This is a genomic window from Pseudomonas sp. NyZ480 (genome assembly GCF_029537255.1).
Taxonomy (GTDB): domain Bacteria; phylum Pseudomonadota; class Gammaproteobacteria; order Pseudomonadales; family Pseudomonadaceae; genus Aquipseudomonas; species Aquipseudomonas taiwanensis.
Window position 1 is genome coordinate 1,505,167 of the sequence record NZ_CP120626.1, and the last position, 25,580, is coordinate 1,530,746.

The 25,580-nt window shown below is 63.0% G+C and carries 29 protein-coding genes and 1 tRNA gene; 14 read left to right on the forward strand and 16 right to left on the reverse strand.

The features are described 5' to 3' along the window. Nucleotides 1-54 precede the first annotated feature (54 nt). Both P3R38_RS06790 and P3R38_RS06795 read right to left on the reverse strand, forming a co-directional pair. On the reverse strand, nt 55-843 hold the full coding sequence (locus P3R38_RS06790; protein ID WP_023379329.1) for a hypothetical protein: 789 nt from the start codon (nt 841-843) through the stop codon (nt 55-57). A gap of 105 nt (nt 844-948) precedes the next feature. Further along, nucleotides 949-1,911, reverse strand: a complete 963-nt coding sequence (locus P3R38_RS06795; RefSeq protein WP_023379330.1) for an alpha/beta fold hydrolase — start codon at nt 1,909-1,911, stop codon at nt 949-951. Between the two features lie 140 nt (nt 1,912-2,051). Between P3R38_RS06795 and aroC the strand changes: the two genes are divergently transcribed. The 3 genes from aroC (at nt 2,052) to P3R38_RS06810 (ending at nt 4,951) form a co-directional block, all read left to right on the forward strand. Next, nucleotides 2,052-3,143, forward strand: a complete 1,092-nt coding sequence (aroC, locus tag P3R38_RS06800; protein WP_023379332.1) for a chorismate synthase — start codon at nt 2,052-2,054, stop codon at nt 3,141-3,143. A gap of 117 nt (nt 3,144-3,260) precedes the next feature. Then, a complete protein-coding gene (locus tag P3R38_RS06805) occupies nt 3,261-4,415 on the forward strand; it encodes an MFS transporter (RefSeq protein WP_023379334.1) in 1,155 nt (384 codons plus the stop codon). Then, nucleotides 4,415-4,951 (forward strand): oxidase, encoded by a 537-nt coding sequence (locus P3R38_RS06810; RefSeq protein ID WP_023379335.1) that lies wholly within the window; start codon nt 4,415-4,417, stop codon nt 4,949-4,951. The genes P3R38_RS06805 and P3R38_RS06810 overlap by 1 nt, the downstream gene beginning before the upstream one ends. 75 nt (nt 4,952-5,026) lie before the next feature. On the opposite strand, the gene P3R38_RS06815 is transcribed toward P3R38_RS06810, so the two are convergent. After that, nucleotides 5,027-5,299 carry a DUF3509 domain-containing protein gene (locus P3R38_RS06815; RefSeq protein WP_023379336.1) on the reverse strand — a complete coding sequence of 91 codons (273 nt, stop codon included), beginning with the start codon at nt 5,297-5,299 and terminating at the stop codon, nt 5,027-5,029. Nucleotides 5,300-5,546: 247 nt separating this feature from the next. Between P3R38_RS06815 and P3R38_RS06820 the strand changes: the two genes are divergently transcribed. Further along, a complete protein-coding gene (locus tag P3R38_RS06820) occupies nt 5,547-6,077 on the forward strand; it encodes a hypothetical protein (protein ID WP_023379337.1) in 531 nt (176 codons plus the stop codon). Between the two features lie 116 nt (nt 6,078-6,193). Here the strand turns inward: P3R38_RS06820 and P3R38_RS06825 are convergent, their stop codons facing one another. Next, complete coding sequence (locus tag P3R38_RS06825; RefSeq protein WP_027907247.1) at nt 6,194-7,132, reverse strand: ZIP family metal transporter; 939 nt, start codon at nt 7,130-7,132, stop codon at nt 6,194-6,196. Between the two features lie 127 nt (nt 7,133-7,259). Between P3R38_RS06825 and P3R38_RS06830 the strand changes: the two genes are divergently transcribed. The 4 genes from P3R38_RS06830 (at nt 7,260) to P3R38_RS06845 (ending at nt 10,586) form a co-directional block, all read left to right on the forward strand. Beyond that, complete coding sequence (locus P3R38_RS06830; RefSeq protein WP_023379339.1) at nt 7,260-7,451, forward strand: PLD nuclease N-terminal domain-containing protein; 192 nt, start codon at nt 7,260-7,262, stop codon at nt 7,449-7,451. A gap of 167 nt (nt 7,452-7,618) precedes the next feature. Next, entirely contained in the window at nt 7,619-9,694 is a 2,076-nt protein-coding gene (locus tag P3R38_RS06835; RefSeq protein WP_023379340.1) for an LTA synthase family protein, read from the forward strand. Nucleotides 9,695-9,842: 148 nt separating this feature from the next. Beyond that, nucleotides 9,843-10,079: a hypothetical protein gene (locus P3R38_RS06840; protein WP_023379341.1), complete on the forward strand. Its 237-nt coding sequence runs from the start codon at nt 9,843-9,845 to the stop codon at nt 10,077-10,079. A 174-nt stretch (nt 10,080-10,253) separates the two neighbouring features. Beyond that, the gene (locus tag P3R38_RS06845) at nt 10,254-10,586 is read left to right on the forward strand and encodes a ribonuclease E inhibitor RraB (RefSeq protein ID WP_023379342.1); all 333 of its coding nucleotides are present in this window, start codon (nt 10,254-10,256) and stop codon (nt 10,584-10,586) included. Nucleotides 10,587-10,613: 27 nt separating this feature from the next. Here P3R38_RS06845 and P3R38_RS06850 read toward each other — a convergent pair whose 3' ends face one another. Beyond that, entirely contained in the window at nt 10,614-11,414 is an 801-nt protein-coding gene (locus tag P3R38_RS06850) for a cytochrome c (RefSeq protein ID WP_023379343.1), read from the reverse strand. A gap of 527 nt (nt 11,415-11,941) precedes the next feature. Here P3R38_RS06850 and P3R38_RS06855 point away from each other — a divergent pair. After that, a complete protein-coding gene (locus P3R38_RS06855) occupies nt 11,942-12,676 on the forward strand; it encodes an amidotransferase (protein WP_023379344.1) in 735 nt (244 codons plus the stop codon). Between the two features lie 64 nt (nt 12,677-12,740). On the opposite strand, the gene P3R38_RS06860 is transcribed toward P3R38_RS06855, so the two are convergent. The 3 genes from P3R38_RS06860 to P3R38_RS06870 all read right to left on the reverse strand — a co-directional run bounded on the left by P3R38_RS06860 (nt 12,741) and on the right by P3R38_RS06870 (nt 15,356). After that, nucleotides 12,741-13,712, reverse strand: a complete 972-nt coding sequence (locus P3R38_RS06860) for a magnesium and cobalt transport protein CorA (RefSeq protein ID WP_023379345.1) — start codon at nt 13,710-13,712, stop codon at nt 12,741-12,743. 81 nt (nt 13,713-13,793) lie between these two features. Further along, complete coding sequence (locus P3R38_RS06865; protein WP_023379346.1) at nt 13,794-14,513, reverse strand: lysophospholipid acyltransferase family protein; 720 nt, start codon at nt 14,511-14,513, stop codon at nt 13,794-13,796. Between the two features lie 153 nt (nt 14,514-14,666). Continuing rightward, nucleotides 14,667-15,356, reverse strand: a complete 690-nt coding sequence (locus tag P3R38_RS06870) for a crotonase/enoyl-CoA hydratase family protein (protein ID WP_023379347.1) — start codon at nt 15,354-15,356, stop codon at nt 14,667-14,669. A 290-nt stretch (nt 15,357-15,646) separates the two neighbouring features. On the opposite strand from P3R38_RS06870, the gene P3R38_RS06875 reads away from it, so the two are divergent. Beyond that, nucleotides 15,647-15,736: transfer RNA gene (locus P3R38_RS06875), tRNA-Ser, on the forward strand. Between the two features lie 242 nt (nt 15,737-15,978). Here the strand turns inward: P3R38_RS06875 and P3R38_RS06880 are convergent. Next, nucleotides 15,979-16,359 carry a hypothetical protein gene (locus tag P3R38_RS06880; RefSeq protein ID WP_023379348.1) on the reverse strand — a complete coding sequence of 127 codons (381 nt, stop codon included), beginning with the start codon at nt 16,357-16,359 and terminating at the stop codon, nt 15,979-15,981. 123 nt (nt 16,360-16,482) lie between these two features. After that, nucleotides 16,483-17,670, reverse strand: coding sequence for an MFS transporter (locus P3R38_RS06885; RefSeq protein WP_023379349.1), 1,188 nt, complete (start codon nt 17,668-17,670; stop codon nt 16,483-16,485). A 108-nt stretch (nt 17,671-17,778) separates the two neighbouring features. Here P3R38_RS06885 and P3R38_RS06890 point away from each other — a divergent pair, with 108 nt between their 5' ends. Further along, a complete protein-coding gene (locus tag P3R38_RS06890; RefSeq protein ID WP_023379350.1) occupies nt 17,779-18,663 on the forward strand; it encodes a LysR family transcriptional regulator in 885 nt (294 codons plus the stop codon). Between the two features lie 74 nt (nt 18,664-18,737). Here the strand turns inward: P3R38_RS06890 and P3R38_RS06895 are convergent, their stop codons facing one another. Next, complete coding sequence (locus P3R38_RS06895) at nt 18,738-19,487, reverse strand: 3-oxoacyl-ACP reductase family protein (protein ID WP_023379351.1); 750 nt, start codon at nt 19,485-19,487, stop codon at nt 18,738-18,740. 117 nt (nt 19,488-19,604) lie between these two features. On the opposite strand from P3R38_RS06895, the gene P3R38_RS06900 reads away from it, so the two are divergent. Beyond that, on the forward strand, nt 19,605-20,543 hold the full coding sequence (locus tag P3R38_RS06900) for a LysR family transcriptional regulator (protein ID WP_027907249.1): 939 nt from the start codon (nt 19,605-19,607) through the stop codon (nt 20,541-20,543). A 32-nt stretch (nt 20,544-20,575) separates the two neighbouring features. On the opposite strand, the gene P3R38_RS06905 is transcribed toward P3R38_RS06900, so the two are convergent. Both P3R38_RS06905 and P3R38_RS06910 read right to left on the reverse strand, forming a co-directional pair. Continuing rightward, complete coding sequence (locus tag P3R38_RS06905; RefSeq protein ID WP_023379353.1) at nt 20,576-21,046, reverse strand: GreA/GreB family elongation factor; 471 nt, start codon at nt 21,044-21,046, stop codon at nt 20,576-20,578. Nucleotides 21,047-21,048: 2 nt separating this feature from the next. Next, the gene (locus P3R38_RS06910) at nt 21,049-21,441 is read right to left on the reverse strand and encodes a hypothetical protein (RefSeq protein WP_023379354.1); all 393 of its coding nucleotides are present in this window, start codon (nt 21,439-21,441) and stop codon (nt 21,049-21,051) included. Between the two features lie 133 nt (nt 21,442-21,574). Between P3R38_RS06910 and earP the strand changes: the two genes are divergently transcribed. Together earP and efp are read left to right on the forward strand one after the other, a co-directional pair. Continuing rightward, nucleotides 21,575-22,702: an elongation factor P maturation arginine rhamnosyltransferase EarP gene (gene earP, locus P3R38_RS06915; protein WP_277686938.1), complete on the forward strand. Its 1,128-nt coding sequence runs from the start codon at nt 21,575-21,577 to the stop codon at nt 22,700-22,702. A 48-nt stretch (nt 22,703-22,750) separates the two neighbouring features. Next, on the forward strand, nt 22,751-23,320 hold the full coding sequence (gene efp, locus P3R38_RS06920) for an elongation factor P (protein WP_023379356.1): 570 nt from the start codon (nt 22,751-22,753) through the stop codon (nt 23,318-23,320). A 133-nt stretch (nt 23,321-23,453) separates the two neighbouring features. Here the strand turns inward: efp and P3R38_RS06925 are convergent, their stop codons facing one another. From P3R38_RS06925 to P3R38_RS06935, 3 genes are all read right to left on the reverse strand, one after another. Beyond that, entirely contained in the window at nt 23,454-23,882 is a 429-nt protein-coding gene (locus P3R38_RS06925; RefSeq protein ID WP_023379357.1) for an organic hydroperoxide resistance protein, read from the reverse strand. Between the two features lie 130 nt (nt 23,883-24,012). Continuing rightward, complete coding sequence (locus tag P3R38_RS06930; protein ID WP_023379358.1) at nt 24,013-24,468, reverse strand: MarR family transcriptional regulator; 456 nt, start codon at nt 24,466-24,468, stop codon at nt 24,013-24,015. Nucleotides 24,469-24,526: 58 nt separating this feature from the next. After that, nucleotides 24,527-25,480: a LysR family transcriptional regulator gene (locus P3R38_RS06935; protein WP_027907250.1), complete on the reverse strand. Its 954-nt coding sequence runs from the start codon at nt 25,478-25,480 to the stop codon at nt 24,527-24,529. Between the last annotated feature and the right edge of the window lie 100 nt (nt 25,481-25,580).

Consider the following 25,580-nt stretch of genomic DNA (forward strand, 5'->3'; position numbering starts at 1 on the left):
GCGCCGCGCGGGCGGCGCTCGGTCTCACAGGCGCCAGAAAGCTCTAGCCAGCCCTCAGCGTGTAGCAATCCAGATCAACAACCCCGCCTGGAACACTGCAAACGCCACCAGGCAAGTGATGGTAAAGCGCAATCCGCTGTCTTCGCGACGGTACTTGGCCACCCGCTCATCACGCTCGCGCAGCTGCGCTTCCTTTTCCTGCAACTGCTGCTCGGCACTCTGCAGCATGTTCGCTGCATCGAGGATCTCGACCCGCTGCACCTTCTCGCTGTTCCAGCCCACCTTCAGCTGGCCCACCGTGGCTTCGACGGTGCGACCTTTCATGTGCTGAGGGTCGGCGTACTCCACCTCAAGGCCAGTGGCGCGCAGGAACTGGTCGCGGCGCAGGCGTGAATCTTCGTTCAGCGCATCCTTGCTGGGCAGGGTGAAGCCTTCGACCCGGTAGTGCGACCACTTGCGCTGCAGCCATTGCACCGCCTGGGACAACATGAAGCGGCCGAGGCCACGGTTGAGCGGTTCCAGTTGCAAACCGTTGCTGTCACCGATCGTCACCCGGCGCTCGGCGTGGTCCACACGCACATCCAACTGGTTCTGTTCCTTGCGCACTTTCTGCCCTGGCAGGCGGATTTCCATGCGCAGCAGGCTGTGGTCCTTGTCGTGGCGTTCGGCATAGCCGAACTGCACGAAACGCTGCGGCCGTGCACCGCTGTTGCGGTCAGTGGGCAAGGCAGCCAGGCGCAGCAACTGGAAGTGCTCGACGGCCAGGTCGGTCCAGGGCAGCGGGGCGCTTTCCGGGGCTTGCGGCTCTTCGGTCGCGTCTACGGAGGCGGGGGCATCGGTCATTACGGCAGTCCTCATCAGTGCAGCCAGGCTGGGCGCAATGGCGACGCCAGCATCCGGTTATCGGCCGATCCGCCCAGGACGTGAGCGCAATCTATGCCGATACCTTCAGGCCGACGGCAGATGATGGATGAACGTGACGACCCGCTCGCCCAGTTCGCGGGCCAGCGGCAGTTCAGGGTTGAGGTAGCTGTCGCGCTGCTCGCTCATGGCCTTGGGGCTGATGCGCAGCATGTGGTTCATGCCGTCGATCAGCACCAGTTGCGCGTCCGGTTTGGCTGCCTTCAGGCGCTCGGCGTCGGCCACGTCGACCTGCACATCGTTGCGGCCCTGGACGATCAGGGCTGGCATGGGCAGTTGAGCGAAGGCGGCGGCCGGATTCTGCCGCAGCAGCGTGATCAGGTAAGGCTGCACGCTGGGGCGGAATACCTGGCGCAGGGGGGCGGGTACATCCAGGCTGGTCTGTCCTGCCTGCAAGCGGTCGAGCAGCGCGCTGCCGCGGGCGAGTTGGGCAGGCGGCAGGCGCTTGGCCAGTTGCTCGCGCAGCACTTCGGCCAGGGGGCGACCGCTGCCGGCCAGGGTGATCACGGCGCTTGCGCCGGCCTGTTCGGCGGCCAGGCTGGCGATCAGCGCACCTTCGCTATGGCCGATCAGGATCAGTGGGCCAAAACGCGGGTCGGCCTTGAGCTTGCGGCTCCAGGCCACGACATCGGCGACGTAGCGCTCGACGCTGAGGTCGCGCTCGTCCGGTGTGGCCGGTTGGCTGGCGGCGACGCCGCGCTTGTCGTAGCGCACACTGGCGATGTGTTCGTTGGCCAACAGCAGGGCGAGGCGCTTGAGGTTGTCGACCCGTCCGGCGGCAGGGTTGTTGCCGTCACGGTCGGTAGGGCCGGAGCCGGCGATGATCAGCACCACCGGTGGCGGTGTGTCCTGTTGCGGCAGCAGCAGGCTGCCATGCAGCACGCCCTGGCCGGTGTCCAGGTCGATGGGGCGTTGCAGCACAGTAGGGGCGGCGGCCTGGGCCAGGCCGGAGCACAGCAGCAAGAACAAAGCGACCAGGCGCGACATCATGCGGTACTACATAGGGAGGTGTCGGTTGGACCCCTCATTCACGGGAAGGTTCGGCGGGTTGGCGATAGCCCCCTCACACATAGCCAATCCTCTGTATACTGCCCGCTTTCGATCACCTCAGGCAGACTCGCGGAGCGTCCATGTCCGGTAATACCTACGGCAAGCTGTTCACTGTCACCACCGCTGGCGAAAGCCATGGCCCGGCGTTGGTCGCCATTGTCGATGGATGCCCACCGGGCCTTGAGATCTCCCTGGCCGACCTGCAGCACGATCTCGATCGTCGCAAGCCTGGCACCAGCCGTCACACCACCCAGCGCCAGGAGCCCGATGAAGTCGAGATTCTCTCGGGTGTGTTCGAAGGCCGAACCACCGGTTGCTCGATCGGCTTGCTGATTCGCAACACCGACCAGAAGTCCAAGGACTACTCGGCGATCAAGGACCTGTTCCGCCCGGCCCATGCCGACTACACCTACCACCACAAGTACGGCATCCGCGACTACCGCGGCGGTGGCCGCAGCTCGGCCCGCGAAACTGCGATGCGCGTGGCTGCCGGCGCCATCGCCAAGAAGTACCTGGCCACCCAGGGCATCCGTGTGCGTGGCTACATGAGCCAGCTGGGCCCGATCGAAATTCCGTTTCAGACCTGGGACTCGGTGGAAGAGAATGCCTTCTTCAGCCCCAACCCGGCCAAGGTGCCTGAGCTGGAGGCCTACATGGACCAGCTGCGCCGCGACCAAGACTCGGTCGGTGCCAAGATCACCGTGGTCGCAGAGGGCGTGATGCCTGGCTTGGGCGAGCCGATTTTCGACCGCCTCGACGCGGAACTGGCCCATGCCCTGATGAGCATCAACGCGGTCAAGGGCGTGGAAATCGGCGCAGGCTTCGCCAGCGTTGCCCAACGGGGCACCGAGCACCGCGACGAGCTGACCCCGGAAGGTTTCCTCAGCAACAACGCTGGCGGCATCCTGGGCGGTATCTCGTCGGGTCAGCCGATCGTCGCGCACCTGGCGCTGAAGCCGACGTCGAGCATCACCACTCCTGGCCGCTCCATCGATGTGGACGGTAACCCGGTAGAGGTGGTGACCAAGGGCCGTCACGACCCGTGCGTCGGCATCCGCGCCACACCGATCGCCGAAGCGATGATGGCCATTGTGCTGATGGATCACCTGCTGCGCCACCGCGCGCAGAACGCCGACGTCAAGGTCGCCACACCGGTGCTGGGCCAGCGCTGATGCTTCAGTTGGCTCGGTGTTGATCGTACCGAACCTATCGCCGTCCAGTCGGCTCCCGCAAGCACACGGCTGTGGGGGCTGGCTTGCCAGGTATTAATGCACTACCGGCCTGCCCCCATGCCCCCGATTCCCTACTGGCGCCTGTCCAGCTTCTACCTGTTCTACTTCGCCCTGCTCGGCTCCACCGCCCCGTTCCTGGCGCTGTACTTCGACCACCTGGGTTTCTCCCCGGCGCGCATCGGCGAGCTGGTCGCCATCCCCATGCTGATGCGCTGCATCGCTCCGAACCTGTGGGGCTGGCTGGGTGACCGCAGTGGCCAGCGCCTGCTGATCGTGCGCCTGGGGGCGTTGTCGACGCTGGCGACCTTCTCGTTGATCTTCTTCGGCAAGAGCTACGCCTGGCTGGCGCTGGTCATGGCCTTGCACGCGTTCTTCTGGCACGCAGTACTGCCCCAGTTCGAAGTCATCACGTTGGCCCACCTGCATGGCCAGACCTCGCGTTACAGCCAAGTGAGGCTGTGGGGCTCGATCGGTTTCATCCTAACGGTGGTCGGGCTGGGTCGGTTGTTCGAGTGGTTGAGCCTGGATATCTACCCGGTCGCCCTGGTGACCATCATGGCCGGTATCGTCCTGGCCAGCCTGTGGGTACCCAACGCCCAGCCGGTGGAGCAGGGCGAGCGCAGCACGGCCGGGGGCTTTGTGCGCCAGTTGATGGCGCCAGGCGTGATGGCGTTCTATCTCTGCGTGGCGTTGATGCAGCTCAGCCATGGGCCTTACTACACCTTCCTGACCCTGCACCTGGAGCATCTGGGTTACAGCCGTGGGGCCATTGGCCTGCTGTGGGCGCTGGGCGTGGTCGCCGAAGTGCTGGTGTTCATGTTCATGAGCCGGATCTTTGCGCGGTTCTGCGTGCAGCGGGTGCTGCTGGCCAGTTTCCTGTTGGCGGCGTTGCGCTGGCTGCTCTTGGGCAACCTGGCGGGTGAGCCTGCAGTGCTGGTTTTCGCCCAGGTGCTGCACGCGGCCACCTTCGGCTGCTTCCACGCCGCCGCCATCGCGTTCGTGCAATCGAGCTTCGGCGCGCGCCAGCAAGGCCAGGGGCAGGCGCTGTATGCGGCGCTCTCGGGAACCGGTGGTGCGCTGGGCGCTCTCTACTCAGGCTACAGCTGGAAATTGCTGGGGCCGACCTTCACCTTTGGTATGGCCAGCGCCGCAGCCCTGGCGGCAGCCGTTATCATTGCCCTACGTTCGAAACCGACCAGGACACGTCACTGATGAGCATCCTCAGCGTTTTTCACCCGTCCAGCCCGGACCTGCCGAACAAGGTGCTGACCCACCACGATGACATCGCCGCCACCTTGGCCGAGCAGGGCGTGCGCATCGTTCATCGCCCCCATGCCCTTCGTGTGCGGCCCGGCAGTCATCCGGACGAAGTGCTGGAGGCTTGCCGCGAGCACCTCGACCAATTGATGACCGCCCATGGCTGCCAGGCCTTCGCCGTGCTCAACCGCGACGGTGCCGACCTGGCCCAGACCGATCTGCGTGACGAGCATGTGCAGGATGCCGATGAGGTGTTCGCCGTGGTGTCCGGACGTGCCCAGGTTGGCATGCGTTTGGGGGACTACGTCTATGCGGTGCTGTGCGAGAAGGGGGACGAGCTGGTGATCCCGGCAGGCGTCCGGCGTTGGATCGACCTGGGTGACAACCCGTTCTGCGTGGCATTGCGATTGTTCGCCAATGAGCAGGGGCGACAGGCGCGGTTCACTGGCGATGAGACGGCGCGGCAGTTCGCCGGGTTTGACGAGCTGTGAATCAGTGCTTCATCGCTGGCAAGCCGGCTTACCACAGGTAGGTGCAGGCTTGCCGGCGATGAGGCCCGTCAACGTTCAACGGTAGGTTGGCAGTGCGAACCGCTGTTGGCTCTGCAGCATCGAAATCACTGGCAGTTCACTGGCTTGTTCCGCCAGATCGCGACGGATGGCACTGATCGCCCAGGACAGCTGCTCAGCGCTGTGCAACTGCGCGTAGCTCAGCACGCGTCGAGTCACCTTGCCGTCGGCAGCCCGCAAGGTCAGCAGGACGCCGCCGTCGGGTCGAGGCTGGGTGGTGACCTGATAGGCCGAAAACACCGAGACGAACTTTTCCTGGATGAGGTCCATATCAACTCCTGACTGTAGGTGGCAGACGTGAGTGGATATTTGCAGTGACCGTGCCAGTCGCAGTCTTGAATAAAATCCTTTTAAATCAATAAGTTAAATCGTTTCTGTAGTGTGAATATCGTGCAGGATGCAAGGTCGTGCATTTTGCACAGTGCATTTTGCACGGTCGCCGCCATGGCGGGCGGTTAACGGTCAACCGGCGTTTGCGGCTATCCTTGGCGACTTTTCACCCGTTGCAGGCTCCCCCATGAAAAACCAGTTGCTCGAACTCATCAGCCTCATCAGCGCCGGATGCATGCGCGAGGAAGACATCGAGCGCATCGCCGACGAGGCTGCCCAAGCCTACGCCGACCCTGCCGCCTTCCTGGCCGCCAACCCGGACATCAACTACGACGACACTTTCCCCATTCCGCTCGGCGAGTGGGTGGTGCTCGGCAGCTTGCCGGATACCGTGGTGTTCCAGGCAGACACCTATCAGGACCTGTTCCAGCAAATCAGCGACTCGTTCGACAAGAGCGTGCCGTTCACCCTCAAACCCAAGCAATTGGCGCGTGCCGAACCGCTGACCGCACTCAATCGCATCCAGGTGCAGATGGGGGCGCTGAACAAGGAAGCCGGCGGCTACGTGCTGTTGAATTTCAGTCAGTTGCTCGATGATGAGTTGCAGATGGTGATGGTGGGCCAGAACGATCTGGCGCGGGTACTGGAACTGGGCGAGGCGGTTGGCATCAAGGTCGAGCCAGCGCTGGAAGCCCTGAAAGTGGCGGTGCACGTCTGACGTCATCGGCGACTGGCTGATGACAGGGCCCTCACAGGGCAGGTTCCTCCAGCCGTCCAGCACCTGTGGTGCAGACTTGTCTTGGGACAGGGGCGCACAGCGCCCCTCCTTCAGCGTCAACCCAGCGCCGTGTCCAGGAACATCATGACCCCAAAGCCACCCATCAACCCCAGGGTTGCCGCCGTCTGGTGGCCATTGCGGTGGGTTTCGGGAATCACCTCGTGGGAGACCACGAAAATCATCGCCCCTGCCGCCAGCCCCATGCTGATGGGGTAGGCCAGGGCAAAGCCGGTGGAAATCCCCAGCCCGATCACCGCACCCAAGGGCTCCATCAGCCCTGAACCGATCGCCACCAGAGCCGCCTTGAAGTTCGACAACCCCGTGGCGCGCAACGCCAGGGCGACCGCCAGGCCTTCGGGAATATCCTGAATGGCGATGGCGCTGGTCAGCGGCAAGCCGATGGCCATGTCACCGTTCGCGAAGCTCACGCCAATGGCCATGCCCTCTGGCAGGTTGTGCAAGGTGATCGCCAGTACGAACAGCCACACGCGGCTGACCCGCTCGGCGTCCGGCCCGCATGGGCCAGTGCTTTCATGTTCGTGCGGGGTGAAGCGGTCCAGGCCCAGCATCAGCAGCACGCCAAGGCCCATGCCCAGCACCACGGTGAAAGCGGCAGCAGGGCCATTGCCGGTGATCTCGCGGGCTGCATCCAAGCCCGGCAGAATCAGAGAGAAGGAACTGGCCGCAAGCATCATGCCGGCGGCAAAGCCGAGCATCACATCCTGGCTGCGAGCGCTCACATCGCGCATCACCACCGCCAGCACCGCCCCCAACGCGGTAGCGCCGAAACCGGACAACCCGCCCAGCAGCGCCAGGTGCAGGTTGTTGGCATGGTCGCCATTCACCGCGTTCCATAGGCTCGCCGCCAGCAGTATCAGGATCGCCAGCAGGCTTAGCCCCAGGCCTGCGCTCAGCCAGGGCGTGTTCAGGGCTTGTTGCCGCCAGGCGTTCAACCAAGAATGCGCCGTGGCTGTCGGGGAGTGGGCTGGGGGCATGTGAACCTCGATTCAGTCGATACAGGCAGTCTAACCAGTGACCCGCGCGCCAGGCCAAGGATTCCCTTCTATCAGGGCGATAGCCTGACTATGCTCACCCCGACAGTCTTTCAACAGGAGCGTATACATGGGTTCCACATTCAACAGCCTGGTGGGCCTGATCATTCTGGCCCTGGATATCTGGGCGATTCTCAACGTGATCAAAAGTGGCCGCGAAGTCGGCGTCAAGGTCCTGTGGATCCTGCTGATCGCCTTGCTGCCGGTGGTCGGCCTGATCATCTGGGCGATCGCCGGGCCCCGGGGCAACATCCGCTTCTGATCGCCAGCCAAGGGCTGCACCGGTAGCGGGCCGGTGCAGACACCGCTGCAAATGACCCGTGACAAAATTTTCACATTGGTTTAAACACAATCCGCAGCCGCACTTGCTGCGTTGGACTATGCTCAGCACCCTCTTCGCAAACCTGCATTTCTAGGACCTCCCCATTCATGGCTAACCTGGACGCCTTGAAGCAACGAGGCGCGCAAGCGTCATTCGCGCCCACATTGAAATCTCACCTGGCCTATACGCTGCTTAGCGGGCTGGTGATCATGTTGATGCTCAGCCTGGTGCGCGTTGCGCTGTTGGCCTATAACAGCGACATGGTGGGCGATACGCCTGCTGCGACGGTCGCCGAAGGCTTCCTCAATGGCTTGCGCTTCGACCTTCGGGTGGTGGTGTACATCAGCATTCCGTTGCTGTTGGCCATCCTCAGCCCATGGGCCATGGCACGCCGTGGCGTGTTCCGCTTCTGGCTGACGATCGCCTCCAGTGTGGTGATGTTCCTCGGCCTGATGGAGATGGACTTCTACCGCGAATTCCACCAGCGCTTGAACGGCCTGGTCTTCCAGTACATCCAGGAAGACCCCAAGACCGTCCTGAGCATGCTCTGGTACGGTTTCCCGGTGGTGCGCTACCTGCTGGCCTGGCTGTTCGGCACCTGGCTGCTGAGCCTGCTGTTCAAAGGTATCGACCGTCTGACCCGCAGCAGCGCGGCCGTGACGCTCGCCAGCCCCCGCCGTGGTACGCCGTGGTACAACCGCCTGGCGGTGTTCATGGTGGTCCTGCTGGTGGCCGTGGTCGCTGCCCGTGGCACTCTGCGCCAAGGTCCGCCCATGCGCTGGGGCGATGCCTTCACCACCGATTCCAACTTCGTCAACCAGCTGGGCCTGAACGGCACCCTGACGCTGATCGACGCCGCCAAGAGCCGCTACGGTGAAGACCGCGCCAACATCTGGAAGCCGGTGCTCGAGCAGGGCATGGCCACCCAGAGCGTGCGGGAGCAGCTGCTGACCCCGCACGACACCCTGGTGGACGCCGACGAGGCGGCCATCCGCCGTGACTTCGTGCCGCCGGCCGAGCGTACCTTGCCGGTCAAGAACGTCGTGGTGATCCTCATGGAAAGCTTCGCCGGCCATTCGGTTGGCGCGCTGGGCAGCCCGAACAACATCACCCCGAACTTCGACAAGCTGGCCAAGGAGGGTCTGCTGTTCGACCGCTTCTTCTCCAACGGCACCCATACCCACCAGGGTATGTTCGCCACCATGGCCTGCTTCCCCAACCTGCCAGGCTTCGAATACCTGATGCAGACCCCGGAAGGCGGTCACAAGCTGTCGGGCCTGCCCGCGCTGCTCAGTGCTCGTGACTATGACGATGTCTACGTCTATAACGGCGACTTCGCCTGGGACAACCAGTCCGGGTTCTTCGGCAACCAGGGCATGACCACCTTCATTGGCCGTAACGACTTCGTCAATCCGGTGTTCTCCGACCCGACCTGGGGCGTGTCCGACCAGGACATGTTCGACCGTGGCGCCGAAGAGCTGGCCAAGCATGATGGCAAGAAGCCGATCTACGCACTGCTGCAGACGCTGTCCAACCACACCCCTTATGCGCTGCCGAAGGACTTGCCGGTGGAGCCGGTGACCGGCCAGGGCCGACTGGACGAGCACCTGACCGCGATGCGCTACTCCGACTGGGCCTTGGGCCAGTTCTTCGAGAAGGCGCGCAAGGAGCCGTACTTCAAGGACACCCTGTTCGTCATCGTCGGCGACCACGGTTTTGGCAACAGCCAGCAGGTGACCGAGCTCGACCTGGGGCGCTTCAACGTACCGCTGCTGTTGATCGCCCCGGGTATCCAGGAAAAGTTCGGCGCGGTCAATCACACCGTGGGTACCCAGGTCGACATCGTGCCGACCATCATGGGCCGCCTGGGTGGCCAGACCCGTCACCAGTGCTGGGGGCGCGACCTGCTCAACCTGCCTGAGGGTGACCAGGGCATGGGCATGATCAAGCCGTCGGGCAGCGAGCAGATCGTCGGCCTGGTGCAGGGTGATCGTATCCTCATCGAGTCCAAGGACATGAGCCCACGCATGTACCGCTACCAGCTGGGCCGTGAGTTCAAGGCCGAACTGATCGAAAGCCCGGACCAGCCAGACATGGTCAAGCGCCTGGAAGCCTACATCCAGACCGCGACCAAGAGCCTGATGGACAATACCGCCGGCGTCGTGCACGGCGTACCGAAGTAAGTCCCGCATCACCGGCGAGCCGTCTCCATCAGGGGTCGGCTTGCCGCTGATCGCCGCGCTGCACATCCCCCCTGACTGAACAAATCTCCCCGCCGACGGTCAAGCAATTACAGGTTGCACATCCCCTGTATTCCTTGAGGGCATTTCAATGAAAGAGTGGGAAGTCATTTTTGCCGACCAGAAAGGTGAGCCGACCTCGCTGCTACTGCACAGCGACCAATGCCCCAGTGAGGAGGACGCTGCGCGGGCCATTCGTTCGCATCTGTTCCCGGTCATGGACGAACTGGACCTCAACGACTTCCAGGATCGCACCCATTCCCCTACTGCCCGCTGGCTCAAGGAGCATAGCGGCGTGACCATCACCCGAATCTGTCCCGCCCCCTGAAGCCGCCTGGCTGGCGCGCTGCCGTGGCAGGCACTACGCTGGTGTGAGGTGCCGGCCGTTCAGCAGGTCGGCACCCCCTTGGTTCGCGTCTCGCATCAGCTCGATCTGACCGGTTCTGCCGGCAGGTGCGTAGTGCACGGAAAGTCTATCCATTGCTTTGCAGGAGGACGTTTCATGAGCAGCCAGAACGACGATATCAGCAGCAATGTCCTGCGCCAGATGAAAGCAGGCGGTTTCGACTTCACCCGCATCCATCCCATTGAGTTCTATGCCGTATTCCCCGACGAAGCCGGTGCGCGACGAGCCGCCGGACAGTTTCGCGGCGAGTCCATCAACGCCCAGGTGCGTGAGCTGGACGACGGCGTCTGGCACCTGGAACTCAGCAAGGTCATGTACGCCACTTACTGCGGCATTGGTGCATTCGAGGAAGCCTTCGAGGCCGTGATCTCGCCCTTGGGCGGAGAGCTCGAAGGGTGGGGCGTCAAACAGGAACGGCCCATCGCCTAGCGATGGGCGCGGCCTTGCCTCAGGCCCTCAGGGCTTGCGCAAGGCCATATGCCCCAAGTAAGCCAGCAACGCGTCCAGCGCCTGATCACTCAACACATTTTCGGCAAAACCCGGCATCCTGGCCTGTGGCCAGTGCCGCAGGCTTTGCGGGTCGCGAATGTACTGGCGCAGGAACGCCGGCTGGAAATACTCGGTGGGGTTGTGCGGCAGGTTCAGGTCCGGACCGAACTGCGCATCGCCAGCGCCATTGAGCCGGTGGCACGCCAGGCAGTTCTGTTGGAACAGCGCAAAACCCTCGCGTACCGGGTCATTGGCCGGTAAGCGCGGGTCGGGCAGCAGGGCTGGGAAACGCTGTTCCACGGGCGCCAGGCGGCGCAGGGTGGTGATCTGGAACGGCCATTGTTCCGGGCGAATCCCGCTCGCCTGCGGTTGGGTCCAGACCAGGTAGAACGGCCCGGCACTGGGCTTGCCGTCACCCAGCGCCGGCCAAGGGGCAGCCGGGTCCTCGACCGCCAGCCAGGCTTGTGCCGGGCCATGCTGCAGCAGTGGCCCTGCTGGCATTTCGGCGGCAAAGCCATCCAGCGCCACGGCTTGCAGATGGTCGTTGTCGCTCACCCCGTCCAGCAGTGCGGCCAGAGGCACCGCGCGGTAATGCATGGGGCGCTTGTACGAGACATCCTGCTCGATGCTGATGTCTTGCGCCTTGGGGTGGTCGAGCAGGTCGCGGCTGCTTAACTGACGCGGCGTATCGCCCAGTTCAAGGTGCAGTTGCGCCGCCTTGAGGGGCAGGCTGAGAAGGAGGGCTAGCAGAGCAAGGCAGACGCGCATGGGAGGTCTCCAACCATCAAGGTTGGCAGGTTACCTGTGCATTGCCTGAAAAGGCCACAGCCACCATCATCCGAACAAGCGGGTAAGGTTCGGGAGAATCAGCAGCAAAGTCGTGGCGAAGAGAATGAGCCCAGCTTGGCGAATTTTCGATTGTCTGAACATGGCTGACCGCCTTCTTGTTGTTATTCCTGAATACCCGTTGGCTTCCTTGTCGCGCTTCGGGTCGATCACAGTGGCGCGCCTGGCGCCCACTCTGTTTGCCTCTTGTTACTGCATATACAACCAAAGGTAGGGGTTACGTCATCCATACCAGAGAACCCTTTGTTCTAAAAGATGAGCAAATTGCTGAAATACGGTTATGAGGCCAAAGGCCAGCTTGCTGGCATCCTCTGGCTAGACCGCTGCGTACCCGGGACCAGGACGCCGACGAAATGTGACCGTTCGTCAGTGCAGCCTACTTGCTTGTACGTGCCTTTCGCGTCAGTCTCTACAGCAGATTCCCACCCATGTCGTTCAGGACTATCCCTATGTCGTTACGCATCTGCATCCTTGAAACCGATGTCCTGCGACCTGAGCTGGTCGCGCAGTACCAGGGCTACGGAAGGATGTTCGAGCAGCTGTTCTCGCGTCAGCCCATTGCCGCCGAATTCGACGTGTACAACGTCATGAACGGTGACTACCCACCCGATGGCGATAAGTTCGATGCCTACCTGGTCACAGGCAGCAAGGCTGACTCGTTCGGTGATGACCCCTGGATCCAGACCCTCAAGGCCTACCTGCTCAAGCTTTATGAGCGTGGCGAGAAGCTTCTGGGCGTGTGCTTCGGCCACCAGCTCCTGGCGTTGACCCTCGGTGGCAAGGCCGAACGTGCCGACAAGGGTTGGGGGGTGGGCATCCACCGTTATTCGCTGGCAGCCCATGCGCCATGGATGGACCCGGAAGTGTCAGAACTGACCCTGCTGATCAGCCACCAGGACCAGGTGACCGAGTTGCCCGAAGGCGCCACGGTGATCGCCTCCAGCGATTTCTGCCCGAATGCTGCCTATCACATTCGTGACCAGGTGCTGTGCTTCCAGGGCCACCCAGAGTTCGTTCACGACTACTCCCGGGCACTGCTCGACGCGCGCAAGGACTTCCTGGGGCATGAGGTGTACCAGAAGGCCGTTGCCAGCCTGGCCTCGGAGCACCAGGGAGACCTGGTCGGGGAATGGATGATGCGCTTCGTTGGGCAGACGGCGAAGGCCGGCGATAACGCCGCGTGATCGCCAGCCAGCCGGGTCCTGAGGTAGGAGCCGGCTGGCCGTCGACGGGGCTGCGCGACAGCCTCTACAACCACCCCGACCGCTTGAAACTGGCATACAGCGCCGTACACCCCACGCCAATCAACCCCAGCACGCCAAAGTAGCCATAGTGCCAGCCCAGTTCCGGCATGTTCTGGAAGTTCATCCCGTAGATGCCGGCAATCGCCGTGGGGAAGGCGAGAATCGCCGCCCAGGCGGCGAACTTGCGCTGCACGATGCTCTGCCGTGACGACTCCAGCAGCATGCCGATCTCGATGGTCTGGCTGGCGATGTCACGAATGCCGGCCAAATCCTCCATCTGCCGGGTGACATGGATCTGCACGTCGCGAAAGTACGGGCGCATGTTCTTGTCGATGAACGGGAAACTCAGGCGCTGCAGTTCCTCGCTCACTTCCACCATCGGTGCCACGTAGCGGCGCAGGCGCAGGATGTCGCGGCGCAGGCTGTGCAGGCGCTGGATGTCTTCTTCCTTCAGCGAGCCGCTGAGCACGCTTTGCTCCAGCTCCTCGATTTCGCCATGAATGGCTTCGCTGACGGGCTGGTAGTTCTCGGTGACGAAGTCGAGCAGCGCGTACAGCACGAAGTCTTCGCCATGTTCCAGCAGCAGGGGGCGCGCCTCGCAGCGTTGACGCACCAGGGCGTAGGATTTCGAGTGGCCGTTACGGCACGTGATGATGTACCCGTTGCCAGCGAAGATATGGGTTTCGATGAATTCCAGCTTGCCTTCATGTCGGACGGGGGAGTAGGTGACGATGAACAGGGCGTCGCCGAAGGTTTCCAGCTTGGGGCGGCTGTGCTTTTCCAGGGCATCTTCGATAGCCAGTTCGTGCAGGTTGAACTGGCACTGCAGGTTGGCCAGCTCCTCGGCGTTGGGCTCTTCCAGGCCGATCCAGACGAAGTGCCCTGGCTTGCGTGCCCACTCGCTGCCTTCGTCGATGCTGATGTTGGTGACTTTTCTGCCGGCGCTGTACACCGCCGATGCCACGACTCGCCCCATGGTTGTCCGCTTTTGTCGGTTGAACACGTCCTACAGCTTGGGCCGTGAAGGGCGCGAGAGCAACCTGTCGGTTAGGCGAAGTCAGGCATGGGGCAGTTCGTTTTCCATGTGGTCGATGCACTGCTGCATTTGCGTGCGGCAGTGTTCGATCAGGGCCGGCAGGTCTTGCTGGGTCATGCCGGTGGTGGCGATGGGTGGCAGCGACCGCACGATCACCGTGCGCTGGCGCCAGCTGTTGAGACTCAGGCGTCGGGCGTAGCGGCTGACGCACACCGGCACGATTGGCACACCGGCTTCGACGGCCATGTGAAAGGCGCCTTTCTTGAACGCCAGCAGCTTCGCTTCGGGGTTGCGCGTGCCCTCCGGGAAAATCCAGATCGAGGTGTCGTTGCGCAGGGTACGGGTGGTCTGCTGCATGGCTTTGCGCGCCTGGTAGGCGTTCTGGCGGTCGACCAGCACGTTGCCGCCAAGCCAGAACAACTGGCCGAACAGCGGAATCCAGCCCAGGCTTTTCTTGCCGATGGCCACGGTCCGCTGCGGTACCACATGGCCAAGGATGAACAGGTCGAAGTTGGACTGGTGGTTGGCGACGATCACGCAACCGGGGGGCTGGTCCCACAGCGGGCCCACTTCGGACTTGACCTTGATGCGCATCATCCAGGTGGCCGGCAGGCTGTACAGTCGGGCAAAGATACGGCTGTTGTCGGGGTTGAAAGGGCGGCACAGGCCAATGACCAGGCCGACGGCACCCACCAGCAGAAAGTGCAGCCCCAGCAGGAGCATGCGAAGGGAATAAAGCATGGTACGACTCACACCAGACAGTCGCGGCGCAGTGTACGGCTGTGCACTGTTTGGGGCAAACCTTGGGTGAGCGCCTGTGAAGGTCTCATTGTCGTGGGAGCAGCCTTGCGTCGCGACAGGGCGCTCCCACAGGGGCGGCATCCTTGGTGGGGCTCAACCCATAGGGTTCTGGTCCGCCAGGATTGCTTCATCCAGGGCATCCAACAGCCCTTTGCGCACTTTCAGCTTGGTGTTCTTGTGGGCCAGCATGTTGAGTTTCTTCAGCTCACGCGCCGCCGCCAGGGCGGCTTCCTGCAGCTGCTCGGCAGGCACTACCTTGTCGAGGAAGCCAGCGTCCACGGCCGCCTGCGGGGTGAATACCTCGGCATTGTTGACCGCACGCTGGAACGCGGCGCGGCTCAACCGGTCCCGTGCCAGCTCGATGCCGGCATGGTGCATGGTCATGCCGATCTGCACTTCGTTCAGGCAAATCTTGTAAGGCCCTTCGACGCCGATGCGGTAGTCGGCCGACAGCAACAGGAAGGCACCCTTGGCCACGGCATTGCCCGGGCAGGCGACGATGATCGGGAACGGGTGCGAGAGCAAACGGCGGGTCAGGGTCGAGCCTGCGGTCACCAGGCCGATGGCTTCCTTGGGGCCCGCGGTCATCACCTTGAGGTCGTAGCCCCCGGAAAGAATGCCCGGCTGGCCGGTGATGATCACCACTGCTCGTTCCTGTGCTGCGCGATCCAGGGCTGCGTTGAAGGCCACGATGACATCCGGCGAGATGGCGTTGACCTTGCCGTTGTTCAGGGTCAGGGTGACGATGCCGTCTTCGGCGTGGTAGGTAATCAGCTCGCTCATGGCAGAGTCCTTTGGGTAACGTGGCAACGACGTTACCCAGCACCGCCAGCCAGGTAAAGCAGTAAGGCTGACCAGTCAGTCAGCGTTTGCGCGCCATGCCTTGCCGTGTCGGGGGAGGGCGTCAGGAGAGGGTAAAAGCGCAAGCGAGATTGGCAGCATTGCCCTGCCAAGCGAGGTTTTTCGGAGAATTTGCTTAAGCGCATGAAAATTCTGAAAAAAATGCTTGCCAAAGGAAAAGCCTTCTACTAAATTAGCGCGCCTCGACAGGCTGAATAGCTTGAAGAGAAAACGGTGAAGTGTCCGAGTGGTCGAAGGAGCACGCCTGGAAAGTGTGTATACGAGAAATCGTATCAAGGGTTCAAATCCCTTCTTCACCGCCACATTCTGCGAAAAGCCCCCGAACTGAAAGGTTCGGGGGCTTTTTGTTTTGGGGCTCACAGGGGTTCATCGGGAGATCTTTTCGGCTGTGAGATCGAGCGCCGCCCGCGCGGCGCATCGCGAGCAAGGCTCGCTCCTACGTTTTTTTCGGGCCACTGAGTCCTGCGGGATTTGCGCGCGACCGTTTTGGGTGACCGGCGCGTAGGAGCGAGCCTTGCTCGCGATAGCGGCATCACCGCAATACTCAGTCGTTAGAGGCCGGATGCCGATGGCGACGCCAACTGTCATCGATCTTCGACCAGGTCTTGCCGTCGGTGATGGCCATCAACTTGCGACCATCCTTGAAGGTGGCGAGGAAGGTCGCTTCCTCTTCCTTGCCGCCGAGCCACAGCCCGGCCAGCAAGCCGACCGGGCCTGCCACCAAGGCACCCGCCACGCCCCAGCCGATCGCGGTACCCAGGCTGCGGCTGGACTCAAGGCTGGCGAGCCTGAGGTCGGTGATTCGTGTGAGAGAAATCCGCTCGCCGGGCGAGGGGCTGCGGGGGGTCTTGAGAGTGAGCGCTCCATTGCGGTACTCGCCTTCACCTTGCAAGAAATCGCCGGATTGAACCGTGAGCCTTGTCATTGAGTCGTCCTGTCGGGAAAGGGTCTTGACCAACACCTACTGAGCCCCTCCTTGGCCGGCAAGTCAACGATCGGGCGACGGAGGGTCGTGGCGGTTGGTCGCGGTCCTGCCGGCAGGCGTGGCTCAGGTAAGTTGTAGCGCACGCTTGCGTTTGCGCTCGGCCATTGCCCAGACCAACAGTGCCAGCGCCCCAATGGCAAGGCCGGCCGTGACGATGCCCATCCAGCCGTGGTGCTGGAACAATTGCGTTCCCAGCAGCGAGCCCAAAGCGCCGCCAATGAAGTAGCACGTGATGTACCCGGCATTGAGCCGTGTGCGGGCTTCTGGACGAAGGGCAATCACCGCGTTCTGGTTGCTCACATGCACCAGCTGCACCGCCAGGTCGAGTACCAGCACGCCCAGTAGCAGCGCCAGCAGGGACTGCTCGGCAAAGCCCAGAGGCACCCACGACAGCATCAGCGCGACCAGGCCGACGGTGGTGCCCAGTGAGCCCTTGCCGCGGTCGGCCAAACGACCTGCCCAGTTCGCCGACAGCGCTCCCGCCGCGCCAGCCAGGCCGAACAGCCCGATCACGGCATCCGAATAGTGGTAGGGCTCACTGGCCAGGAGGAAGGCCAGTGGCGTCCAGAACAGCGCGAACAGGCTGAATGCCAGCAGGCCAAGCAAAGAACGCAGGCGCAGCACCGGTTCTTGCACGAACAGGCGGAACACCGAACCGATCAGTGCCGGGTACTTCAGCCCGGCATGGCTGTTGTGCTGCGGCAAACTGCGATAGAGGGCGATGGCGGATACCGCCATGAGGACGGCCGCGAGCACGTAGATACTGCGCCACCCGCCGAGTTCTGCCATGAAGCCTGCAGCCGTGCGGGCCAGCAGAATACCCAGCAACAGGCCGCTCATCAGCGTACCCACTGCACGGCCCCGCTGGTCTGGCGCGCTCAGGGCCGCGGCCATGGGCACCAGAATCTGCGCCACCACCGAGAACAGCCCGGTCAGTGCCGTGCCCAGCAGCAACCAGGGCAGGCTCGGCGCGCAAGCGCTGATTACCAGGCCCAAGGTCGAGATGGCCGTCATCACCACGATCAGTCGGCGCTGTTCGAACAGGTCGCCCAGCGGTGCCAGCAGCAGCAGGCCCGCGCCATAACTGAGCTGGGCGGCAATGACGATGCTACCGGCACTGGCGGTGCTCAGGCCGAACTGTTCGGCGATGCTGTGCAGCAGTGGCTGGGCGTAGTAGTTGCTGGCCACGGCCAGGCCAGTGGCGGTGGCCATCAGCAGGATGAGGGCGCGACTGAGGGTAGGGGTGTTCATGAGCATCTCGTTGCGGGCAGAAATCAGTGGGCGTCAGTATCGGGAAGTCTTGAGAATGACACCAATGTATAGTTTTCAGCTTGTCCATCTAAAAAGCAGATTGATTCGATGAACCTCAAGCAGCTTGAGTACGCCCTGGCCGTCGCCGACACCGGCAGTTTCACCCGTGCCGCCGAGCGCTGCCACGTGGTGCAATCGGCGCTCAGTCATCAGGTTGCACGCCTGGAGGCGCAGTTGGGCGTGAGCCTGTTCGAGCGCAGTTCGCGGCGGGTGCGCCTGACCCACGCAGGCGAAGCATTCGTTCTCAGTGCGCGTCCGGCCGTGCAAGCTGCCCGACGGATTGCCGATGACGTCGCGGCGGCCTGTGGCCAGGTGAGGGGGCGTCTGTCGATTGGCGAGATCAGTTCGCTCACGGCGTTGGACCTGGTTGATCTGCTGGCGGTGTTCCACAGGCGCCATCCGGATGTGGACGTACGCTGGTTGACCGCCAAGAGCGAGCTGCTGGTGGCCGATGTGTGCGAGCGGCGCCTGGACGTTGGGTTCATCGGTCTGTGGCAGGGCGAGGAGCCGCAAGGGGTGCGCCACCGTCTGTTGGCACGGGAGGAGTTGGTGGCGTTGTTGCCACCCACGCACATCCTGGCTGGCCGTGGTCAACTGGCGCTGGCTGACCTGGCGAACGAGGTCTTGGTGGACTTCCCCGAAGGCACGGGGGCGCGGCGCCAGACCGACGAGGCGTTCCTGGCGGTGGGCGTGCAGCGGCGGGTGCAGTTCGAGATCGGCCATATTCGTCTGGTCGAGAAGTTCGTGCAGCGCGGTATGGCCGTGGGGCTGGTGCCGGAGCGACTGGCCGAAGGCATGCCGGGTGTGGCGGTGGCGCGCCTGGGAGATGCGCCGGTGCGTCATTTGTACGCGGTGTGGTCGCAGAGCCCGACGCCGGCGGCGCGGGCGTTTCTCGAAGTCATGGAGCAGCACCTGCTGGCGGATCGGGCCTGATCGCTGGCTAGCCAGCTCCCACGGTGGGCTATCTGTAGGAGCCGGCTTGCCGGTGATAAAGCCCCAGCCGAATCTCAGGCCGCAAACCCACCATCTGCCGTCAGGCTGGCCCCGGTGATGTAGCCAGCCTCCGGTCCTGCCAGGTAGGCGACGAAGCTGGCGATTTCATCCGCCTGCCCGTAACGCCCGATGGCCATCAATGGAATGAGGCTTTCCGCAAACTCCCCGCTGGCCGGGTTCATGTCGGTGTCCACCGGGCCAGGTTGCACGTTGTTCACCGTGATGCCCCTTGGCCCCAGGTCGCGAGCCATGCCGCGGGTCAGGCCGACCAGGGCGGATTTGCTCATGGCATAGGGGGCGCCACCGGCGAAGGGCATGCGTTCGGCGTTGGTACTGCCGATGGTGATGATCCGCCCACCTTCGCTCATGTAGCGTGCTGCCGCCTGGCTGGCGACGAACACGCTGCGCACGTTGACTGCCAGCATGCGGTCGAATTCGGCGAGGTCGAACTCGGTGATTGGCGCCACCGCCAGCACGCCGGCGTTATTGACCAGGATATCGAGGCGGCCGAGCTGTTTTACCGTGTCATCCACAGCCATTTGCACGGCGGCTGCATCGGCACTGTCGGCGCGCAGCGCCAGTGCCTGGCCGCCTTGCGCGTTGATTTCCCGGGCCAGCTCTTCGGCGGGGCCGGCGGAGCTGACATAGGTGAAGGCGACCTTGGCGCCCTCACGGGCCAGACGCCGCACGATCGCTGCGCCGATACCGCGCGAGCCGCCCTGGACCAGGGCGACCTTGCCTTCGAGTGTGAGTTGCTTGGACATAGTGATCTCCAGTGGAAAGCCAGGCCGTATGCCGTGGATGGACGCAGTATCAGTCGTCGATTAGGTGCTGATAAGATGGCAATCACTATCAGCTGAGTAAACATTTGGTTGCCAATCATGGCCATGGAATCGTTCAGCGCCATCGAGTGTTTTATCCGTAGCGCCGAGGTGGGTAGCTTCGCCGAGGCGGCCCGCCGGCTGAGCCTCACGCCTGCCGCAGTGGGCAAGCATGTCGCCCAGTTGGAGGCGCGCCTGGGTGTGCGTCTGTTCCAGCGTAGTACGCGCAAGCTGACCCTGACCGAAGCCGGCCAGCGCTTTCTGGGCGAGGTCAGCGACAGTTTTCGCACCATCCAGCACGCCATAGCCAACCTGGCCAGTGCCGAGGGCCAGCCTGCCGGGCTGCTGAGGGTGAGCATGGGCACGGTGTTCGGGCGCTTGTACGTGGTGCCGCTGTTGGGCGAATTTCTGCGGCAATACCCAGCGATCACACCGGACTGGCATTTCGATAACCGTCAGGTCGACCTGATCGGCCAGGGTTTCGATGCGGCCATTGGTGGCGGCTTCGATCTGCCCCTGGGCGTGGTGGCGCGCAAGCTCACCCCGGCCCATCGGGTTCTGGTGGCGGCACCTGAGTACCTGCTGCGCCATGCGCCGATAGACGGTCCGCCGTCATTGCAGCGTCACGATGGCATTTTCATCCGTTCGCCGCAGACCGGTCGGGTGCGTTCCTGGCCGTTGACCAGCCGTTGGCAAGACCAGCAGCCGTTGCTGATGCGACAGGCCATGACCATGAGCGACTCAGATGCCGCTTGCGCCGTGGCGCAGCAGGGGCTGGGGGTTGCCCTGGTCAGCCTGCCGTTCGCCGTGCCCTACCTGGAGGCCGGAAGGCTGCAGCGGGTGCTGCCGGATTGGTACGTGGACGACGGGCACATCTGCCTGTACTACGCCGGGCACAAATTGCTGCCGGGCAAAACGCGGGCGTTCATCGATTTCGTGGCGCAGCAGTTCGCCGCGCAGGGGTTGGCGACGCGGTTCGATGCCTTGCAGGCGACGTGAAGGAATCGCTGCTTGCCGGCGGTAAAGTACTGTCAGTCGACCTCGACGATAAACAGCGCCTGGTTGCCCAGGATGATTTCATCCTCGACCCGCTTGCCAACCAGTTGCTGGCCCAAAGGCGACCGAGGGGTAATGACGGTTACCCGTTCATCCCCCTCGCCGATCTTCAGCCCGGCGGCTTCCGGCCCGAGGAACAGCACCCGACGTGCGCCATCTTCATCCTCCAGCGTCACCAGGTTGCTCACCTGTACCCCGCGCGACGGGTCGTAGTCGCGCAGCACCAACTGCTGGTAGGTCAGCAATGCCTGACGAATCTCGGCCGTGCGCCGGGCCTGGCCGGTGGCCAGGTACGAGGCCTCGAGGCCCAGGGTGTCGTACTTGTTCTCGGCGATATTCTCTTCAGCCGTGGCGGTTTCGTAGGCGCTTTGGGCAGCGCGACGCAACACGTCCATGTCGTGTTCCAGGGTGGCGACGATCTGGGCAAGGAGGGCGGCTTTGTTCATGGTCAGTAGCAGAACTCCAGGACATTGGCCTGGCTCTTGTCGGTTGGCGCGGTGCGGTTCTGTTGCAGCCAGAACTGGCACTTGGGGCTGTTGAGATTGCGTGGGTTGCCTTGGGCAGCTTCGGCGGCCTGTTGCATTTCCTGCTTTTGCAGGATGTCTTTGTAGCGTTCGAACATCTCGCTTTGCGCATCGGCTGGTTGCACAGGTGGTGCAGCGGGGTGCGCGTAGGTGGGGGCGACGGCCTGGGCCACCGGCTGTACCTGGTCGGGCCAATACTGCAAGGCCAGCCATAGGCTCAGGGCGATGGCCACGGCGCCCAGCCACAGGCCGAAAGCCACGCACAGGATCAGTTGCAGTGGCTTCAGGGTGATTTTCAGTTCACGGTGGCGGGGCATGGTGGCCTCCTGGCAAGGCGGGACGAGCGGGTATTGTCGCATGGCACCGAGGGTTTTTTCAGCGTCGGTGCTTTTGTCGGGGACAATTTATGCGCAGAATCCGCTGCTTTTCCGTACGACGAGGGTAGGGCACATGAAGGCCACCTGGGACATTTTCTGCACCGTCGTCGACAACTATGGCGACATCGGCGTGACCTGGCGCCTGGCCCGGCAACTGGTGGCCGAGCACGGCCTGGCGGTGCGCCTGTGGGTGGATGACCTGCAGGCCTTCGTGCGCCTGTGCCCTGGCGCCGACCCTGCGGCCGACCAGCAGTGGCAGCAAGGCGTCGACGTGCGCCGCTGGCCGACCGACTGGCGGCCAGTGAACGCCCCTGAGGTCGTGATCGGCGCCTTTGGCTGCCGCTTGCCGCCGGCCTACATCGACGGGTTGAGGCCCACTTCGACGTTATGGCTGAACCTGGAATACCTCAGCGCCGAGGACTGGGTGGAAGGTTGCCATGGCTTGCCTTCGCCGCAGCCCAGCGGCCTGCGCACGGTGTTTTTCTTTCCCGGTTTCAGCGACAAGACCGGCGGCTTGCTGCGCGAAGCCTCCTTGCTTGTGCAACGAGAGGCCTTCGAGGCCAGCCCCGGGCTACGCGAGGCGTTCCTTAACCGGCTGGGAGTGCACCCCCAGGCCGATGCCCGCTTGGTTTCGCTGTTCGCCTACGAGAACTCGCAGCTGAGTGGTTGGCTCGATGCCATGGCCGAGGCAGAGCGGCCCACCCACTTGCTGGTGCCGGAGGGGCGTATCCTGGGTGACCTGCAAGGTTGGCTGGGGGAGGCATCGTTGGCCCCGGGCGACCTGCGCCGCAAAGGCGCGTTGACAGTGCAGGTGCTGCCTTTCGTCAGCCAGGACGACTACGACCGCGTGCTCTGGTGCTGTGACTTCAATGCCGTGCGGGGCGAAGACTCCTTCGTCCGCGCCCAGTGGGCAGGGCGGCCGCTGCTGTGGCACATCTATGTGCAGGACGAGAACGCTCACTGGGAAAAACTTGAAGCGTTCTTGGCGATTTATCGACATGGGTTGTCGGAAGAAGCCGGTGAAGCACTGGTCGAGCTCTGGCGTGCCTGGAACATGCATCGCGACATGGGCGCCCCGTGGCGCGGGGTGCTGGCCCACTGGGACGAGCTGCAGGCGCATGCCCGCCATTGGTGCACCAAACAGGCCGCTCAGCCGGACCTTGCCATGACGCTGGTACAGTTTTACCGAAATTGGCTATGATACGCGGCCTCGATTTTTATAAATCCATCCAGATTCGGATACTTTGTAATGAAAACTGGTAAAGAACTGAAACCCGGTACCGTACTGCGGATCGACAACGACCCGTGGCTGGTACAGAAAGCCGAATTCACCAAGTCCGGTCGCAACAGCGCGATCATGAAGACCAAGCTGAAGAACCTGCTGACCGGCTACAAGACTGAAACCGTCTACTTCGCCGACGACAAGCTGGACGACGTGATCCTCGATCGCAAGGAAGTGACTCTGTCGTTCATCAGCGGTGACGCCTACACCTTCATGGACACCACCGACTACACCATGTACGAACTGAACGCCGAAGACATCGACGCCGTTCTGCCGTACATCGAAGAAGGCATGCAGGACATCTGCGCCCTGACCATGTACGAAGAGAAAGTGGTATCGGTTGAACTGCCGACCACCATCAGCCGTCAGGTCGTCTACACCGAGAACGCTGCTCGCGGCGACACCTCGGGCAAGGTCATGAAGCCTGCCAAGCTGGCCAACGGTACCGAAGTACAGGTTGCCGACTTCATCGAAATCGACGAGTGGATCGATATCGATACCCGCGACGGCAGCTTCAAGGGCCGTTCCAAGAAGTAAGACTTCTTGCGATACGCAGAAAACCCGGCCTAGGCCGGGTTTTTTTTGCTTGCGAGAATCTCGCCCGCTGGCGGATCTTCGCTTTTGCAGGGACCGCGCAAGCCTCTGTTGTGTCAGAGGCTGCGCGCATCCATCACACCGTCACATGCAGCCGCACATCCACGTTACCGCGAGTGGCGTTGGAATACGGGCAAACCTTGTGCGCCTTCTCGACCAAACCTTCGGCATCGGCCTGCGCCAGACCTGGCAGGTTGATGTGCAGGTCGATGTCCAGGCCAAAGCCACCTGGGATCTGGCCGATGCCCACGTTCGCGGTGATCGAGGCATCGGCTGGCAGGGCTTTCTTCTCCTGACCTGCGACGAATTTCAGGGCGCCGATGAAGCAGGCCGAATAACCGGCAGCGAACAGTTGCTCGGGGTTGGTGCCGTCACCGCCCGCGCCGCCCAGCTCCTTCGGGGTGCTCAGCTTGACTTCCAGCTTGCCGTCGCTGGAGCGGGATTTACCGTCGCGCCCGCCAGTGGAGGTGGCTTCGGCGATGTACAGCGGAGTGACCTTTTGCATGTTGAGCCTCGCTTGAGTGATGTGCGCCGGGGCGCTGAGTGGGTACGGGATTTAATTTAGCGCGCAATTAGTTAGTGCGCAAGATAAATCTTTGACCATTCATCCGAACGGCCACCTCAGAGCATAGTCCTCAGAGGTTCTTCTGCAGGTTGTCGCGTAGTTCCAGCAGTTCGGCTTGCAGCTGCTGCAAGCGTTCCAGGCTATGACCGCTGGCCTTGAGGATGCACTGGGGCACGCTGCGCGCTTGCTGGTGGAGGGCACGGCCCTTGTCGGTCAGTTGCACCAGGACGACGCGTTCGTCTTCGCGACTGCGGGTGCGCTTGAGCAAACCTTCGCTTTCCAGGCGTTTGAGCAGGGGGGTAAGCGAGCCGGGGTCGGTGAGCAGGCGTTGGCTGATTTCGCCCACGGTCAGGCCGTCCTGCTCCCAGAGCACGAGCATGGCCAGGTACTGCGGGTAGGTCAGCCCCAACGCCTGCAGCAGCGGCTTGTAGACCTTGGTCATCAGCAACGAGGTGGAGTGCAGGGCGAAGCAGACCTGGTTATCCAACAGCAGCTCGTCACAGGGGGCTTTGGGGTCGGCGTTCATGCAGATCCTTGAAATTGATCAATGTGAAAATCTAGCACGCTGATGATTGGCGCGCTCATTACCAGCGCAATTCGCTTCGCAAGGCCAAGTCCCAAGGTGGAACCGGGCTGAAGCGGCTCTTGAGAAATTCGAGCAGTAAACGGCTGCGAGAGTTCGTTTCATGTTCAAGGCGCAGTGCGTAGATGCCGCTGGACTCAGGCTCGGGCAGGCCGCCTTCGCAGAACAGCGGTATCAGTTCACCGCGCAGCAGGTAGTCGCTGATCAGCCAGGTGGGCAGGTGCGCGACACCCAAGCCTGCCAGTGCGCCGAACAGCAGCGTTTCGGCGTTGTTGGCGGCCATGCGCATGCGCTGCGGGCGATACAGGCGGGTTTGTCCCGCGACCGTGAAGCGCCAGGCGAACGGCGGCGCGAGCCCGTCCCAGTCCAGGCCGTCGTGGTCAGGTAGCTCGCTGGGGCAAGCCGGTACGCCACGGTTGGCCAGGTAGGCGGGGCTGGCGCAGGCGATACGCACCATGTAGGCCAGCGGTGTGGCGACCAGTCGGGTGTCGGCCAGGGGACCGGCGCGCAGCACCAAATCCACCTCGCCCAAGTGGCTGCCATGCAGGTCGACGAAACTGTCGATCAGGCGCAGTTGTACATCCAGGCCAGGGTAGGCCACCAGGAAATCGGCGATGGCCGGCGCCAGGTGACGACGGCCGAATGCCGCCGGGGCGTCGATGCGAATCAAGCCTTCCGGGGCATTGCTCAACGACACTGCCTCGGCACGGGCCAGGCGCAGCTCTTCGATGATGCGCCGGGCGCGCTCGGCGAAGGCATTGCCAGCGGGGGTGGCACGCACGGCATGGGTGCTGCGCACGAACAGTCGGCTACCGACGGCCGCTTCCAGGTTGTCGATGCGCCGCGCCACCGCCGAGGGCGTCAGCGGGTGACGGCGGGCGGCGGCCGAGAAGCTGCTGGTTTCCAGCACATCGAGAAACAGGCTCAGTTGTTCGGTCAGGGTGTCGGGGCTCATGGCGACTCTGCTTTGCGAAACACGCATAGCCATTGTGCGTTGCTGTGCGTTTCCCCGCCAGCCCTGACTGGGTAGCATGCTTGAATTCCAAATACAGGCG

Bases quoted from the DNA above. Each gene is read 5' to 3' on its own strand.
- P3R38_RS06790 (WP_023379329.1), bottom strand. From the start codon at position 843: ATGACCGATGCCCCCGCCTCCGTAGACGCGACCGAAGAGCCGCAAGCC.
- P3R38_RS06795 (WP_023379330.1), bottom strand. From the start codon at position 1,911: ATGATGTCGCGCCTGGTCGCTTTGTTCTTGCTGCTGTGCTCCGGCCTG.
- aroC (WP_023379332.1), top strand. From the start codon at position 2,052: ATGTCCGGTAATACCTACGGCAAGCTGTTCACTGTCACCACCGCTGGC.
- P3R38_RS06805 (WP_023379334.1), top strand. From the start codon at position 3,261: ATGCCCCCGATTCCCTACTGGCGCCTGTCCAGCTTCTACCTGTTCTAC.
- P3R38_RS06810 (WP_023379335.1), top strand. From the start codon at position 4,415: ATGAGCATCCTCAGCGTTTTTCACCCGTCCAGCCCGGACCTGCCGAAC.
- P3R38_RS06815 (WP_023379336.1), bottom strand. From the start codon at position 5,299: ATGGACCTCATCCAGGAAAAGTTCGTCTCGGTGTTTTCGGCCTATCAG.
- P3R38_RS06820 (WP_023379337.1), top strand. From the start codon at position 5,547: ATGAAAAACCAGTTGCTCGAACTCATCAGCCTCATCAGCGCCGGATGC.
- P3R38_RS06825 (WP_027907247.1), bottom strand. From the start codon at position 7,132: ATGCCCCCAGCCCACTCCCCGACAGCCACGGCGCATTCTTGGTTGAAC.
- P3R38_RS06830 (WP_023379339.1), top strand. From the start codon at position 7,260: ATGGGTTCCACATTCAACAGCCTGGTGGGCCTGATCATTCTGGCCCTG.
- P3R38_RS06835 (WP_023379340.1), top strand. From the start codon at position 7,619: ATGGCTAACCTGGACGCCTTGAAGCAACGAGGCGCGCAAGCGTCATTC.
- P3R38_RS06840 (WP_023379341.1), top strand. From the start codon at position 9,843: ATGAAAGAGTGGGAAGTCATTTTTGCCGACCAGAAAGGTGAGCCGACC.
- P3R38_RS06845 (WP_023379342.1), top strand. From the start codon at position 10,254: ATGAGCAGCCAGAACGACGATATCAGCAGCAATGTCCTGCGCCAGATG.
- P3R38_RS06850 (WP_023379343.1), bottom strand. From the start codon at position 11,414: ATGCGCGTCTGCCTTGCTCTGCTAGCCCTCCTTCTCAGCCTGCCCCTC.
- P3R38_RS06855 (WP_023379344.1), top strand. From the start codon at position 11,942: ATGTCGTTACGCATCTGCATCCTTGAAACCGATGTCCTGCGACCTGAG.
- P3R38_RS06860 (WP_023379345.1), bottom strand. From the start codon at position 13,712: ATGGGGCGAGTCGTGGCATCGGCGGTGTACAGCGCCGGCAGAAAAGTC.
- P3R38_RS06865 (WP_023379346.1), bottom strand. From the start codon at position 14,513: ATGCTTTATTCCCTTCGCATGCTCCTGCTGGGGCTGCACTTTCTGCTG.
- P3R38_RS06870 (WP_023379347.1), bottom strand. From the start codon at position 15,356: ATGAGCGAGCTGATTACCTACCACGCCGAAGACGGCATCGTCACCCTG.
- P3R38_RS06880 (WP_023379348.1), bottom strand. From the start codon at position 16,359: ATGACAAGGCTCACGGTTCAATCCGGCGATTTCTTGCAAGGTGAAGGC.
- P3R38_RS06885 (WP_023379349.1), bottom strand. From the start codon at position 17,670: ATGAACACCCCTACCCTCAGTCGCGCCCTCATCCTGCTGATGGCCACC.
- P3R38_RS06890 (WP_023379350.1), top strand. From the start codon at position 17,779: ATGAACCTCAAGCAGCTTGAGTACGCCCTGGCCGTCGCCGACACCGGC.
- P3R38_RS06895 (WP_023379351.1), bottom strand. From the start codon at position 19,487: ATGTCCAAGCAACTCACACTCGAAGGCAAGGTCGCCCTGGTCCAGGGC.
- P3R38_RS06900 (WP_027907249.1), top strand. From the start codon at position 19,605: ATGGCCATGGAATCGTTCAGCGCCATCGAGTGTTTTATCCGTAGCGCC.
- P3R38_RS06905 (WP_023379353.1), bottom strand. From the start codon at position 21,046: ATGAACAAAGCCGCCCTCCTTGCCCAGATCGTCGCCACCCTGGAACAC.
- P3R38_RS06910 (WP_023379354.1), bottom strand. From the start codon at position 21,441: ATGCCCCGCCACCGTGAACTGAAAATCACCCTGAAGCCACTGCAACTG.
- earP (WP_277686938.1), top strand. From the start codon at position 21,575: ATGAAGGCCACCTGGGACATTTTCTGCACCGTCGTCGACAACTATGGC.
- efp (WP_023379356.1), top strand. From the start codon at position 22,751: ATGAAAACTGGTAAAGAACTGAAACCCGGTACCGTACTGCGGATCGAC.
- P3R38_RS06925 (WP_023379357.1), bottom strand. From the start codon at position 23,882: ATGCAAAAGGTCACTCCGCTGTACATCGCCGAAGCCACCTCCACTGGC.
- P3R38_RS06930 (WP_023379358.1), bottom strand. From the start codon at position 24,468: ATGAACGCCGACCCCAAAGCCCCCTGTGACGAGCTGCTGTTGGATAAC.
- P3R38_RS06935 (WP_027907250.1), bottom strand. From the start codon at position 25,480: ATGAGCCCCGACACCCTGACCGAACAACTGAGCCTGTTTCTCGATGTG.